Origin of the sequence: Komarekiella delphini-convector SJRDD-AB1 (genome assembly GCF_014831675.1) — a bacterium.
In the GTDB taxonomy this organism is placed as follows: domain Bacteria; phylum Cyanobacteriota; class Cyanobacteriia; order Cyanobacteriales; family Nostocaceae; genus Komarekiella.
Window position 1 is genome coordinate 16,478 of sequence record NZ_VJXY01000064.1, and the last position, 15,415, is coordinate 31,892.

Genomic DNA, 15,415 nt, shown 5'->3' on the forward strand with positions numbered 1-15,415 from the left:
TTCTTGAGAGTGAAAGTTGGATGATTCTAACTATGGTATGAAGCTAAAAGCAGTTAACAAGGTATCGCAAGGTTTAGGCTCATGATATTCATGCCTCATAATTTTCTACTTGTATGGCTGTTTCAACTGCTGTCCGTTGGGGTACTTGGTGGGGGAATCTACATTCTCTATGAGTGGTATGAACGAGAACTTGTAGGAACGTCCTACTTAGTGGCTGGATTAGTAATGGTTCTGTGGACTTTTGGCGGTCGTTTTATCAGTTTGCCACTGCTGCGCCGTCCTGGAGTCGAGGAACCCAAGTTTATGCGTAGCAAAACTGTGCAGCGCTTGTCACGTCCAGATGGGAGCGTGTTGCAAGTAGAGTTTTTTGGCCCTGAAGATGGTCAACCAATTATTTTGTCACACGGTTGGGGGCCAAACAGTACTGTATGGTATTATGCCAAACGACAATTAAGCGATCGCTTCCGAGTAATTGTTTGGGATTTACCAGGGCTAGGAAAATCTTCCAAACCGAAAAACAACGATCACTCTATAGAAAAATATGCCCGTGATTTGGAAGCTGTTGTTGCCATAGCAGGGGATAAACCCGTTATCCTGCTAGGACACAGCATGGGTGGCATGATTAACTTGACATTCTGTCGCCTGTTTCCAGAGCAATTAGGGAGTCGGGTGGCTGGCTTAATTCTTGTGGATACTACTTACACCAATCCGGTAAAAACTTGTATCTTTAGCAATCTGGTACGTAAATTGCAGAAACCGCTACTCGAACCTGTATTGTACCTGACTACCGTGCTGTGGCCCATTTTTTGGTTGATGACTTGGCTCTCGTATTTGAATGGTTCCCTGTATATCACCGTCGAACTATCTGGATTTACGGGTACTGAAACACGCGGTCAACTCAATTTTGCAGGTCTATTATCAGCATTGGGTTCGCCTGGTGTTCTGGCTCGTGGCACACTGGCAATGTTCAAATTTGACGAAACAGAAACACTTGCAAATATTAACGTTCCTGTGTTGGTTGTTTGCGGCGCTTCAGACATAGCAACTAAACCTGTGGCAAGCGATCGCATGAAAACAGAATTACCTTACTCTGAAAGAGTCACCCTAAAACCAGGTGGACACATGGCATTGATGGAACAAAACCAGCAGTTTGCCGAAGCAGTCAGCACGTTTTGCGCTGGCTGCTCATAGCTTTATTTAAATACTAAGTGTACTTAGTGCCTTTTGATTGCTTCAAAAGTAAAGGTCGCTTAATTCTTCCAAAAAAACATCGGTCTGCGATTCTGGATTACGGAAGTAGGGATGGATTGGCAGAAGTTCAGTACGAGGGTGGGTTTCCGGTGAAGATACAATCTCCTCAAGCAAAGTTAGGTAGTTTTCAGCAGTAGATTCCCAAGTGTACGTCTTCAACACTCGTTGCTGACCAGCTTGGGCAAAATACTCCCACTCCTGGGCATCACATAGTACCCGCTCCAAGCCCCGTGCAATATCAGCAGGATCTTCTGGGTCAACGAGTACACCATATTCCTGATTTCCTTGGCGCAAACTCTCACTAGGGCCACCGTTCTTGGTTGCTACCACTGGTAAACCTGCAACTGCTGCTTCTAAGGGAGCAAGTCCAAAGGGTTCGTAGAGTGCAGTCAGCGCAAACACCGAGCGGCGTTTAACCATAAACCGATAGGCTGCTGCCAGTGACTCTTGAGACTGATCTAACAAACCAAATGCACTGATCTTGCCCCACAAGTCGTTTTCTTTGACCACCTCTCGAATGGGAGCTAATACCTCTTCAGCTATGTCGTCACTAGCCTCCTCTCGTAAAGGATCGTCCAGCCCCCCTGTAAGTAGCATCAAGTTAGCTCGTTCCTGAAGTGTTGGACTCATTGCGAAGGCTTGCACTAACCCTAATACGTTTTTTTTAAGCTCTAATCGACTGGATGCTAGGATGACGGGCAAATCTCGACGTGGCTCTGCAATGTCCCGTGCCAATCGCTCCTGAATGAGTTCTTTAGTAGCCTCCTCGTTTTCGGAACGCGCCTTTGCACCGAAAATGGAGAAATCTGCTCCCGGTGGAATTACTGCAAAGCGATTGTCGTTGTTTACATCCACTGCACCACGATAGACTCGATGAGAATACTGTTCAAAACGTTCCTGTCGTGTACTAGTGATATTAACGGCCGAGCGATTCATGCTTAAGCGTTCGGCTAAAATGCGATATCTGAAATTAAATTGCTCGTCTATTTCTGTGAGATTTTCTGGGGTGACTTCCAATTTGTCCATCTTTTGAGCGCCGAGAGAATGAGCAGTAAAGGTAAAAGGTATGCCTGTCTCCTCTTCAATCAGAACACCGCACAGTCCCCCATCGCCGTAGTGAGCAGTCATAGCATCGGGTAAGCCACCTTCCTGTTGATAAAATTTCAAGATGTTGGGTATCCAATCACTAAACAGATGAGGCCATAACAACTCTTTAGGCAGAAATTCTTTTGGCCCAGCTGGTAAGCGGATAATGCGGACGTTATCGACCCCTGGATATGTCTCAAATGTTTCAGCAAACTCTGGCCACTCCGGGTCAATGATTTGACGGGTGAGAATATCAACTTTATGACCCATTTGAGCTATGGCTATGGCGACTTGCTTAACATAAATTAGCTGACCCCCAAAATCTGGGTGTTTCGTTATGTGACTATTGCCTGAATCAAAATTGCCTTGGGGGTTGAGAAATCCAATGTACATCGCCCACTTCCTAATACAGGTTGATTTCTATTAAGTTCATCCCACCCCTAAAAGAGTATGGGATTTCACGTTGAGTGTTGACTGTTGACTAAGGAATGGTTTTCCCGACGCCTTTTTGTAAAAATTTTTGCCTGAAGACGGCAGCAGAATAGCTTAGTGAGCTTGTTAAAAACTCCCAAGACTAAAAAACACAGGCAGTGAGGCTATACATAAAATACGCTCAAAAAGTAAGTCAAAGGGCTTTTATTGGTTCCTTTGGCTTAAACACAGTTAATTCGCGCATTTTCCTAATGCTTAAGTTAATCGCTACTGCGGCTCGCGCACATATATCGGATGACATAAATAGTAAAGTGATGTTTATCCTTAAAATTCAACGTCTTCTCGTTCTTGTCCCGTAGTTTCAGTTTTATCTGCACCTTTTGTTGCCCAAGACATTGTGTCAATGCATTTAGCAAGTTGTTCAATAGTTGGTGCTTCAAACAAATTACGTACAGTTATATCTATTTGAAAGCTATCTCGGATTCGGGAAATTAACTGAGTCGCTAAGAGAGAATGACCACCCAATTCAAAGAAATTGTCATAAACGCCTATCTGCTCTTTTAGCAGGACTTTAGCCCAAATTTCTCCAAGTAACTCTTCAACTTGCGATCGCGGTGCTACATAATCATATCTATCGAAAGTTACTATATCGGGTCTAAGTAAAGCCCGACGGTCTACTTTGCCATTAGGTGTTAATGGTATTGATTCCAGTACCACATAAGCTATTGGCATCATGTATTCTGGTAACTTCTCTTTTAAAAAATTACGTACTATAGATGCAAAATTTGATACTTTTACTGCCTTAAGAACAATATAAGCCACCAAATACTTATTATCAGGTATGTCCTCATCAGCAATGACTACTGTTTCTTTCACTGCTGGATGTTCACTCAACACCGCTTCAATCTCTGATAATTCAATGCGGAAGCCACGAATCTTGACTTGATTGTCAATCCGACCTAAAAATTCAATATTGCCATCTGGTAAATAGCGGGCTAAATCACCCGTTTTATAAAGACGTATTTTTGATTTATTACTAAAATATTTCGTAATAAAGTGTTCATCTGTTAATTCCGTATGATTGAGATATTCTCGTGCTAAACCATCACCACCAATATATAATTCGCCCATAACACCAATAGGCAAAGGTTGTAAATGGGTATCTAATATATAAATTTGTGTATTATTGATCGGGCAACCGATGGGAATAAATGTAGCTGATTCTGGTAATTCTTGTATATGGTAATAAGATGAAAATGTTGTATTTTCTGTAGGGCCATAAACATGAGTTAAATGCTTTGGCGCACCATATTTGATAATCTTTCTAACCCATCTTAGATTAACAGCCTCGCCACCGAATAGTAAATATTGTAATGAAGCAAAAGCTTGCGGAACATCTCTGATAATCTGTTGAAATAAAGCTGTGGTTAAAAACAATACACTAATGCCTTTTTGTTGTAGCTGTAATGCAAACTCATGAGGCGAAAGGATTACATCTTTACTAATACCCACAAGTTGAGCGCCGTTAAGTAGCGCTCCCCAAATCTCGAATGTTGCTGCATCAAAAGAAGTGTTTGAGGCTTGGGCAATTTTATCTGAGGGTGACAATTTTATATAGTTTGTATTGCACACTAGCCGATTTACAGCTTTGTGAGCTATAGCTACTCCCTTGGGTTTTCCTGTAGAGCCAGAAGTGTAAATAACATAAGCTAAATTGTTAGATGTAACGTTATTTTCAAGGTTATTTTTGTTTTCTTGAGTAATAATATTCCAGTCTTTATCTATGCAAACGATTGGATTGATGAAACATTCAAACGACTTGAGCAAGTTTTCTTGTGTTAGCAACACTGAAACCTGTGCATCTTCCAGCATAAACTTTAGGCGTTCTTGAGGATAGCTAGGATCTAAAGAAAGATATGCTCCTCCTGCTTTCAAAATACCTAATAACCCAACTATCATTTCTAGAGACTGTGGAATGCAAATACCTACTAAGATTTCTGAACCTACTCCAATTTTTTGTAAGTATTGTGCTAGTTTATTGCTGCGATTATTCAACTCTTGATAAGTGAGTTGCTCGTTACCAAAGATTAATGCTATAGAATCAGGATGATGCTGTACCTGTTCTTCAAACAATTGATGGATACACTTATCATGAGGATAATTTGCCTGAGTGTTATTCCATTCCACTAATACCTGATGTAGCTCCACTTCACTTAATAGTGGTAAATTTGCAATGCGTTGTTCTGGATTTACAACAATGCTTGACAACAGAGTTTTAAAATGCTCTAGCATTCGGCTAATGGTAGCTTGCTCAAACACATCTGTGTTGTAAACTATTACGCCACGGAGTCCTTCAGAATGCTCCCAGTTTGCACCCCATAAGCTCCTAAAATCATCAGAACATTTCCATAAGTGTAGTTCTAAATCAAAGCGGGTTTTTTTTAAGTCAATATTCATAAAGCTAGGTACTAATCCAGACAGTTCTAGTACCGACATTGGCGCATTCTGGAAACTAAACACTACTTGAAATAACGGATGATGGCTCAAGTTGCGCTCTGGATGCAGTTCTTCAACTAGCTTGTCAAATGGCAAATCTTGCTGGCTATAAGCTCCTAGTGTTACTTCTCGGACTCTGCCTAAAAGTTCTCGAAAAGTTGGATTTCCAGATAAATTGCTGCGTAGTACTAAACTATTGACAAAAAAACCAATTAGACCCTCAATTTCGCTGCGATTACGGTTAGCAATTGGCGAACCAACCGCAATATCTTCTTGATGTGTATAGCGATAGAGTAAAGTTTTAAATGCTGCCAGCAGCGTCATAAAAAAGGTGACTCCTGCTTGCTGCGAAAGCTTTTCTAGTGCATCAGTTAGCTTTTTTGGTAACTCAAAAAATTGTGTTGCTCCTTGATAGCTTTGTATAGCTGGTCTTGGTTTGTCGGTAGGCAAATGCAGCATAGAAATACCATTTAATTGCTGCTGCCAATAAGTTAACTGTGTTTGCAGTACTTCTCCTTGTAACCACTCGCGTTGCCAGTGAGCAAAGTCGGCGTATTGAAGAGGCAGTTCTGATAGAAGCGCAGTTCGGTTCTGTACAAAAGCTGTGTACAGCGTTCCCAGTTCCCGAATCAGCACCCCAATAGACCAATCATCACAGATAATGTGATGCATATTCAGTAATAGAATATTTTCTGTGTTGGAAAGCACAAGCAACTTCACTCGCAGCAATGGCCCGGAAAATAAATCGAAAGGATGTTCTATCTCTGCGTTAACAATCCTTCTTGCTTCTAACTCTCTTTCTCCATCTGGTAGTAGCTGGAGATCTAATACAGAAATAGGTATTGTTAAGCTGGGTGCAATTGCCTGTAGGGGTTGCCCATCCAACACTATAAACGTCGTGCGTAAGGTTTCATGGCGACGCACAATTTCGTTAAAAGTCTGCTCCAGTGCTGTTAAGTTAAGCGAACCTGTTAAGCGAATTACTGTCAGCACATTATAAATAGTATTGTCAGGGATCAACTGGTCGAGGAACCATAACCGTTGTTGGGCAAAAGATACTGGAAAGACAAATACCTCTTCAGAAGACATATTGATTATTATTTTAAATGTGCTTTCTCAATACAGGCTCTTAACTGTGCGGCGAGAATCTGGATATGAGGTTTTCTCAGCATGGTTAGGTGATTACCAGGAATATGATGAATTTCCGTTCCTCCCATAGCTAACTGATCCCAACCCATACTTGTCTCTCCCTCGGCAATATTTAACTGAACTTTTGTTCTAAAAAGATTAATTCGCTTAGGGTAGACTTGTGGAACGTAGTTGATAACTGCTTGGCTATTGGCGTAAAAAACACGAAGCATAGGGATAATTGCCGACTCACTTAAAAGTCTTAACTTGGATTTTTCAGATATAAGGTTAACTGTAGTATCCTCCTTTTGGATGAAGTGCAATGACAGATTTGTTTGAAGCGATCGCGTTAGCGGCTCCCTTTGGAAATATCGCGTCAGTGATTCCCAAAAGGAGTATCTTACCAACTTCATAAAATTAGTCAATCGAGAAGTTAAACTGTTAATTTGGTTCTTGCTAGGAGCGGTAATTAGACGCAAATAATCGAGGAAAAATGGCCACATATATGGCACTACTGTAGTGAGAATAAACTTTAAAGTATTACTAAAAGAAGGAAGATTGCTTTTAATTGGTGCTATGGTGTCAAGCACAGCAAGTAGAGCTACTTCTTCACCAGAATTTTGGAGTTGTTGAGCCATCTCAAAAGCAACCCATCCTCCGAATGACCAACCCCCTAGAAAATAAGGCCCTTTCGGCTGTACTGAGCGTAATGCTTTAATGTAGTGGCTAGCCATATCCTCAATACGATTTAGTGGAGTTTCCCCATCAATTCCAATAGGTTGTAGCCCATAAAATGGTTGATTTATCCCCAATTGATGAGCTAATTCATAATAAGGGAAGACAACGCCAAAGATGGGATGCACGCAGAAGAAAGGTGGATTTGAACCATTGGTTTGAATTGGAACTAAAGAAGACCGTGACAGAGAATATGTCTGGGAATTTAAAGCAATTTCTAAACTTTCAATTGTTTGATTTAAAAACAGGTTCGATAAGGGTAAATTACACTCAAACTGTTTGTTTATCTGGTCTAATAAACGTACAGCCAGCAGCGAATTACCTCCCAAATCGAAGAAGTTATCATGAATACCTACATTTTCAACATTAAGAACTTCAGCCCAAATTTTTGCCAAGGTTAACTCAATTGGAGTCCGAGGAGCAATAAAGGCTTTATCTATTGAATGACTCACAGTATCAACTGCTTTTAGTGCATAGCGATCCACTTTGCCATTAGCTGTTAATGGTAGAGAATCCAGCATGACAAAAGCTGTTGGTATCATATATTCTGGTAATTTTTCTTTTAAGAATTCACGTAGTTCAATAATTGTTTTATCTGGCGGTGACTTAGAAACAATATAAGCTACTAAACGCTTATTATCATATAAATTACCTTGAGCAATTACAACTGCTTCTTGTACATTATTATGCTGGCTTATAACTATTTCAATCTCTGATAACTCAATACGGAAACCACGAATTTTTAGTTGATTATCGATGCGTCCTAAAAATTCGATATTACCGTCTGGTCGATATCGGGCTAAATCACCTGTTTTGTAAAGTCTGGCTCCTTTTTTACTATTAAAAGGATTTGAAAAAAACTTTTTAGCAGTTAATTCAGGACAGTTAAGATAGCCTCGTGCTAGCCCTTCACCACCGATGTATAATTCGCCTAAAATACCAATTGGTACAAGTTGTAAATGCTTATCTAATATATAAATTTCAGTGTTAGCAATTGGGCGACCAATGGGGGGTTTTTCGCTTACAGATTTAATTTCAGCAACAGTTGACCAAACTGTTGCTTCAGTAGGGCCGTAAGCGTTAAAAAAGCTCCGTTTAGAATTCCACCAACGTTTTACTATATCCTCATAACATGATTCGCCCGCACTAATAATAGTTTGCAATGCGGGGAGGGATTCTGTTGGTAAAACTGCCAAAACCGCAGGCGGAAGGGTGACATGAGTAATAGCTTTTTCGCGTAATAGTTGGAGTAAAGATTGTCCAGGCAGAAGACATTCTTTGTTTGCTAAATAAAGGGTTGCCCCTATTCCTAATGCCATCACAATCTCAAAAATTGAGGCATCGAAACTCAATGAGGCAAATTGCAGAATGCGGTTACTCGGTTGTAATTGAAAAACCTCAATCTGTGCTGCTACCAAATTAGACAGTCCTCGGTGTTCGATTAAAACGCCTTTTGGTTGCCCTGTTGAGCCAGAGGTGTATATGACATAAGCTAAGTTTTCAAGTGTTACGCAACTGGTTGGGTTTTCTTGGCTATGTTGTGTAATAGTTGCCCAATCTTTATCTATACTAATAATTGGTTTTGAGAATTCTGTAAAATGCTGAAGTAACTTTTCTTGTGTTAGCAGTACTGAAACTTGTGCGTCTTTCAACATGAAGTTAAGACGCTCTTGAGGATAGCTAGGATCTAAAGGTAAGTATGCACCACCAGCTTTGAGGATGCCTAATAGCCCGATGATCATCTCTGGCGAACGCTTTACACAAATGCCAACTAAAGATTCAGTTTCTACACCCATTTTTTTGAGATAATGTGCAAGTTGGTTGCTGCGTATATTTAACTCTTTGTAGCTGAGTTGCTGATTACCAAATACTAGTGCAGTTGCACCGATATTTTTATCTACTTGTGCTTCAAATAACTGATGAAAACATTTATTATCTGGGTAACTTTTCTTAGCGTTGTTCCAATCAATTAATAACTGCTGTCGTTCTCCTTTGGTAAGCAAAGGCAAATCTGAAAGACGCTGTTTTGGATTGGCGACAATACTTTCTAACAGTATTTGGTAATGTCCCAGCATTCGCGTAATAGTGCTTTGATCAAATAAATCGGTGCTATACACCACTTCTCCTTTTAAAGTTTCCAAGTCTTGCCACAGATGGAACTCTAAATCAATCTTTGCAATTTTGCTGTCGAAGTCGAATAGCGAAAGCTTTAACCTAGGTAACTCTAGCGCTTCAATGGGAGTATTTTGCAGGCTAAATACAACCTGAAATAAGGGATGGCGGCTCAAATCTCGCTCTGGGTGAAGTTCCTCCACCAGCTTTTCAAAGGGTAAGTCCTGATGAGTGTATGCTTCTAAAGTTACCTCTCGCACTCGATTTAATAATTCTTGAAACGTCGGGTTCCCTGAGAAATCTGTACGCAGCACCAAACTATTGACAAAAAAACCAATTAACCCTTCTAATTCGCTACGGTTGCGATTAGCGATCGCTGAACCAACTACAATATCCTCTTGCTGCGTGTAGCGATACAGCAAAGTCTGGAAGGCTGCCAGCATTGTCATGAACAATGTAACATCTTCTTTGCAGCTAAGTACCTCTAGCGCTTGAGTTAAGGAGTGTGGCAGCTCTAAAAATTGTTTTGCACCCCTGTAGGTTGGAATTGCTGATCTAAGTCGGTCAGTAGGGAGATTCAGCGCCGAAATACCGTCTAACTGCTTTTGCCAATAAGCTAACTGTGTTTGTAGTGGCGAACAGCCGTTTACCCCTACGCTTTGTAGCCACTCCCGTTGCCATTGGGCGAAATCTGCATACTGAATGGGGAGTTTTGGCAAGGACGCTCGCTTATCTTCTACAAAAGCTTTGTATAATACCCCCAGTTCTCTAATTAACACTCCAATTGACCAGCCATCTGCAACAATGTGATGTAGATTTAGCAGCAGCACATATTCTACTTCATCTAGTTGTAGCAACTTCACTCGCAACAATGGCCCGGTAGTGAGATTGAAGGGACGTTGAGCCTCTGCGGTTGCGATTCGCCGCACTTGTGTCTCACGTTCTTGGCTCTCGAAATTGCGTAGATCTATTAGGGGAAAAGGTATGGTTAAGCTGGGTGCGTTAGCGCAGCTTTCCGCAGCGATCGCCTGCACTGGTTCTTGCTGTACCATAACAAACCTAGTGCGTAAGATTTCGTGGCGACTGACAATTTCATTGAATGTCTGCTTGAAGGCAGTGAAGTTCAGAGAACCTGTCAGACGAAGTGCTGTTGACACATTATAAAATGGATTGCCCGGTGCTAACTGATCAAGAAACCACAATCGTTGCTGGGCGAAAGAAGTGGGGAAGATAAAAACCTCTGCATCTTCAGAAAAATTAAGTTCTTCATCATCTGTAAGGTTATTAAAAATATACTTGCTCATCAGAATATCTTTCCCAACAAAAGAGTATGAAGAGAGAGGGCTGATATAGTAAACTTATTTCTTCTACAACGATAATGCATTCGCTAAAAGCAACCCATATTTTACATCCTATCACTGTAAATGACGCCTTCTAACGCAGATAATAGGACAACCAAAAGTCAATATAAAAATCGATATTATAGCTCCATCAAAGATATTTGAAGTAAATCTACACGTTGATATGAATAAAATTATTCACTTTGGTAGATGTAGGCATCCTCTATTTTTCATAAAACTTTTAAGCTAGAAAAATTTGATAAATAAACTTGTTAGCAGATTTATGAGTCAGACAATTTTAGATTTGAGATTAATGAATACTTGTTTCAATTTCTACGTTGAAATATAAAAATAATCTATAGCTTGCGATGAAGGAATAGCATAGTCAACATAATTCGTAATTGATAATGACGCTCAAGGTCTCGCTACCGCGACGCAGGAGCGTCCAGAGCGAATTAGTAATTATTTGGTCAACTAAGATACTTTTGGTTGCTGCCATAAGACGAGTTTCAATTGGGGGCAGTTGCAAGCCCCATTACTAATTTCTCCTTCGTGATTAGCTAGCCAATCATAAATTTGTGCAGCTTTTGCTAATGCCGCTTTTTCTGAACGATAAAGCCCAGGAGTAGGACAGTAGGCTTGCCCATTGATGTGTACAGCTGCAATCTGCCAATAGTCGCTGTCTTCACCCTCCGGCACAACGTCTAAAAATCCGCTATTGTAAGACTCGATTATTCCTATGTTCATCTACAACCATCAAACTTTAAACTCAGGCGACAACAAAGCTGATGCCAGCTAATTCTTGCGAATCAAAGCTGGAATCATGAGGGAATACAGTAGCAACCCCTGAAGAATGATTGTGGATTCGTAGTCAATGAAAATCTGAATTATTGGTCACTTTTTGGCTTGATTTCATTATTGGCAACAACATCACATAAAAATTGCATCTATTCTTAACGAGTCGGTAGATATTTAATTCGTACTTTCACGTTGAGAGAGAACCAAGCTATGTTAAAGATACTTGCGGTTATGAGCAATGGTGTCTCAAAGATTTTTGAACTAGTCTGGCAACGTATAGAGTCATAGATCTAAACTTTGAGTAAGAGAATAAGGGTTTTCCTTGTGCTGCAAATTATGGAATGGGCAAAAGTACCTACCAAATTGTTGAAGTTTGCCAAATCCTTGCTGAGGATAACCCGAAACTGAAGGGTAAGAACTAACTTTGATTACTTTCATTATTTTTTCAATTGTTCTAAATAAACAGCAACCCCCATCATAATGCTGTTACATCTTTGTTAAGAATAGTTACAACTTCTTAACACAAGGAAATATTTCTTATGGTAGCCTCACTTGAGAAAAATGCACCACATCAAGTAGTTATTATTGGTGGTGGCTTTGGTGGACTGTATACAGCAAAAGCTCTGAAGACAGCAAATGTAAATGTTACTCTCATTGATAAACGTAATTTTCACCTATTTCAGCCGCTTTTATATCAAGTTGCCACAGGTACGCTATCACCTGCTGATATTTCCGCACCATTACGATCTGTATTCAGCAAAAGCAAGAATACAAAAGTGTTATTGGGAGAAGTAAATGATATCGATCCAAAAGCGCAACAAGTTATTTTAGGTGATGAAGTAGTACCTTACGATACATTAATTGTTGCCACAGGTGCTAACCATTCCTATTTTGGTAAGGATAACTGGAAAGAATTGGCTCCTGGTTTGAAAACTGTTGAAGATGCCATAGAAATGCGTCGCCGGATATTTTCGGCATTTGAAGCGGCAGAAAAAGAAACCGATCCCGAAAAACGCCGTTCCTTGTTGACTTTTGTGATTGTGGGGGGTGGGCCTACCGGTGTAGAATTATCAGGTGCGATCGCGGAGTTGGCATACCAAACTCTCACAGAAGATTTCCGCAGCATCAACACCTCAGAAGCGAGAATTTTACTATTGCAAGGGGGCGATCGCATCCTCCCACACATTGCGCCAGAATTATCGAAAGTAGCAGCAGAATCTTTGCAAAAGTTGGGTGTCGTTATTCACACTCAAACCAGAGTGACAAATATTGAAAATAACATTGTTACTTTCAAGCAAGGCGATGAATTAACCCAAATTACCTCAAAAACTATATTGTGGGCAGCAGGTGTTCAAGGTTCGGCTATGGGGAAAGTCCTAGCAGAAGGTACAGGTGTAGAGTGCGATCGCGCCGGACGTGTGATTGTAGAACCGGACTTGACTATCAAGGGTTATAAAAACATTTTTGTAGTGGGAGATTTAGGCAACTTCTCCCATCAAAATGGTAAACCCTTACCTGGTGTTGCACCTGTAGCCAAACAACAAGGAGAGTATGTAGCTAAACTCATTAAACGAAGGCTTCAAGGTCATACTTTGCCACAATTTCGTTACAATGACGTGGGTACTTTGGCGATGATTGGGCAAAATTTAGCTGTTGTAGATTTAGGCTTAATCAAACTCAAAGGTTTTATTGCTTGGGCTTTTTGGCTAGTAATTCACATCTACTTCTTAATCGAGTTTGACACTAAATTAGTAGTAGCAATTCAGTGGGCATGGAATTATATCACTCGTAATCGTCGCTCAAGATTGATCACAGGTCGAGAAGCTTTTGTAGAAGCAAAAACCGTTAACAATAGCGTGCAACAGCCTTCTGGGACACCTCTGTAACTTCAGGTATCACAGCATTAGTCAACAATGGTACAAGGAGCTATTGGAGTGCCGTGTTGGTGGGAAATCTTGGGCGAAGTATTAACTGTTGTAGGAAAAAGTTCATCCCAATGTGCCTACTGAATCGAGTTTAGGAGATGGAGCCAAAGAAATCGGCAGTGAAGAAGATATTGCAGGTGTTGAGAGTGTTGAAATCATGATTTTGATACTTTGCCCACACAGGATTACATCAATCCTCACCAGTTATGGCACGGCTAGATTAGTCAAGAAGACAGCAAAAAAGCTGAGACTAAAATAAGAAGAAAAATTCAAGAGTGTCTCAGCTATGTTCACAATTGTATCTCGCCTAGATGTAATACCAATTCCAGAAAAGAATGAATAGGTACTTTACATCTATACATTAAATCGGAATAACAACACATCTCCTTCCTGCACAACATACTCTTTTCCTTCACTACGAACTAACCCTTTCTCCTTCGCAGCATTCATAGAACCAGTCGCTACTAAATCTTTATAAGCAACGGTTTCAGCGCGAATAAATCCTCGCTCAAAATCAGTATGAATTACACCTGCGGCTTGGGGTGCAGACATCCCTGCATGAATTGTCCAAGCACGAGTTTCTTTGGGGCCACAGGTAAAATATGTCCGTAAACCTAAAAGAGCGTAAGTAGCACGAATTAAAGACTTCAAACCACCTTCTTGCACACCCAAGGATTCAAGGAAATCGGCTTTATCTTCTTCTGGTAACTCTACTAATTCAGCTTCAACTTGAGCCGAGACTATCACAACTTGAGCATTTTCTGTTGCTGCAATTTCCCGGACTTTTTCGACAAAATCATTACCCGTTGCTAACTCATCTTCAGATACATTAGCAGCGTAAATAATTGGCTTATAAGTGAGTAAGTCTAATCCTTTAATAATTTCTGTCTCTTCTTCACTTAAACTCACCTGGCGTACAGATTTACCTTCATTTAAAGCAGCAGCTAATTTTTCTAGCACTGTGACTTCAAACTGTGCATCTTTGCTGGTACGAGCTAGTTTGCGGGTGCGGTCAATCCGCCGCTCAATTTGGGCTAAATCTGATAAACCCAATTCTATATTAATGATTTCAATATCTCGCGCTGGGTCAACAGAACCAGCAACATGGATAATATCATCATTCTCAAAACAACGCACCACATGGACAATAGCATCTACTTCCCGGATGTGGGATAGAAATTGATTTCCTAGTCCCTCACCCTGACTTGCACCTTTAACCAAACCAGCAATATCCACAAACTCAACACGCGCTGGGATAATTTGCGCCGAACTGGAAATTTTAGCGAGAACGTTTAACCGCTCATCCGGTACTGCGACAACGCCGACATTCGGTTCAATCGTGCAAAAAGGAAAGTTAGCCGCTTCTGCTTTGGCGTTAGCAACTACAGCATTAAATAAAGTAGATTTTCCGACGTTGGGAAGTCCGACAATTCCGGCTCTTAGCATTTTGGATTTTGGATTAAAGTACAAAGATAATTAAACAGGTTCAGGTATGGTTTGGGGAATTGGCCCTGGAACCGGCTGGGGAATGGGAGCGGGTACTGGTTCTGGTACGGGATCTGGTAACGGTTGGGGAATCGTTGGCCCTGGTGTAGGTTCGGGACTTGGTAAGGGATTGGGTTCAGGAGTGGGTATCTGTGGTTCAGGTATGGAAATGGCAGTGGGATTAATCATGGTCGGTCTAATTAAATTATTCGACTTTCTCAAGCTAGATGACAACCTCAAATTCTGACATCCCCCCAAATAGCTATACCCAGCTATACTATCTGTTTCTAATTGATTAATACTTATTTTTTATAAAAAGGCGTCGGGAAAACCCATTCCTTCTCGGTAGGTGATGAAAAACGCTCCGACGCCTTAACAGTCAACAGTTAACAGTCAACAGTTAACAGTCAACAGTCAACAGTCACCGTGAAATCCCATCCCCTTTTAAAGGTGAGATGAGCTTAACTATCAGGACTTACGCACTCAGATCCCCCAACCCTCTTAAAAAGGGGGCTTTATAAATTCTCCCCTTTTGAAGGGGAGCCAGCGCGGTCTTCTCTACTTTGAGGCTGCGCCAAGGGGGTTTCCACGCCACTCCCCACAACGGATAGCGCAGCGTAAAGCCTT

The 15,415-nt window shown here is 40.9% G+C and carries 9 protein-coding genes; 3 read left to right on the plus strand and 6 right to left on the minus strand.

Features of this window, described 5'->3' with window-relative positions; genetic code table 11:
- Positions 1-90: 90 nt before the first annotated feature.
- On the plus strand, positions 91-1,191 hold the full coding sequence (locus FNW02_RS32745) for an alpha/beta fold hydrolase (RefSeq protein ID WP_225226076.1): 1,101 nt from the start codon (positions 91-93) through the stop codon (positions 1,189-1,191).
- Between the two features lie 42 nt (positions 1,192-1,233).
- Here the strand turns inward: FNW02_RS32745 and FNW02_RS32750 are convergent, their stop codons facing one another.
- The 4 genes from FNW02_RS32750 to FNW02_RS32765 form a co-directional block, all read right to left on the minus strand.
- Positions 1,234-2,730: a glycosyltransferase gene (locus tag FNW02_RS32750; protein ID WP_191761638.1), complete on the minus strand. Its 1,497-nt coding sequence runs from the start codon at positions 2,728-2,730 to the stop codon at positions 1,234-1,236.
- Positions 2,731-3,093: 363 nt separating this feature from the next.
- Positions 3,094-6,354 carry a non-ribosomal peptide synthetase gene (locus FNW02_RS32755; RefSeq protein ID WP_191761640.1) on the minus strand — a complete coding sequence of 1,087 codons (3,261 nt, stop codon included), beginning with the start codon at positions 6,352-6,354 and terminating at the stop codon, positions 3,094-3,096.
- A gap of 8 nt (positions 6,355-6,362) precedes the next feature.
- Positions 6,363-10,544 carry a non-ribosomal peptide synthetase gene (locus tag FNW02_RS32760; RefSeq protein WP_191761641.1) on the minus strand — a complete coding sequence of 1,394 codons (4,182 nt, stop codon included), beginning with the start codon at positions 10,542-10,544 and terminating at the stop codon, positions 6,363-6,365.
- Positions 10,545-11,054: 510 nt separating this feature from the next.
- Positions 11,055-11,327 carry a hypothetical protein gene (locus FNW02_RS32765; protein ID WP_191761643.1) on the minus strand — a complete coding sequence of 91 codons (273 nt, stop codon included), beginning with the start codon at positions 11,325-11,327 and terminating at the stop codon, positions 11,055-11,057.
- 590 nt (positions 11,328-11,917) lie between these two features.
- On the opposite strand from FNW02_RS32765, the gene FNW02_RS32770 reads away from it, so the two are divergent.
- Entirely contained in the window at positions 11,918-13,264 is a 1,347-nt protein-coding gene (locus FNW02_RS32770; RefSeq protein WP_191761645.1) for an NAD(P)/FAD-dependent oxidoreductase, read from the plus strand.
- A 112-nt stretch (positions 13,265-13,376) separates the two neighbouring features.
- Positions 13,377-13,562, plus strand: a complete 186-nt coding sequence (locus FNW02_RS32775) for a hypothetical protein (protein WP_191761647.1) — start codon at positions 13,377-13,379, stop codon at positions 13,560-13,562.
- Between the two features lie 95 nt (positions 13,563-13,657).
- Here the strand turns inward: FNW02_RS32775 and ychF are convergent, their stop codons facing one another.
- Together ychF and FNW02_RS39170 are read right to left on the minus strand one after the other, a co-directional pair.
- Complete coding sequence (ychF, locus tag FNW02_RS32780; RefSeq protein ID WP_162398383.1) at positions 13,658-14,749, minus strand: redox-regulated ATPase YchF; 1,092 nt, start codon at positions 14,747-14,749, stop codon at positions 13,658-13,660.
- Positions 14,750-14,779: 30 nt separating this feature from the next.
- Positions 14,780-14,977 carry a hypothetical protein gene (locus FNW02_RS39170; RefSeq protein ID WP_225226077.1) on the minus strand — a complete coding sequence of 66 codons (198 nt, stop codon included), beginning with the start codon at positions 14,975-14,977 and terminating at the stop codon, positions 14,780-14,782.
- Positions 14,978-15,415: the final 438 nt, after the last annotated feature.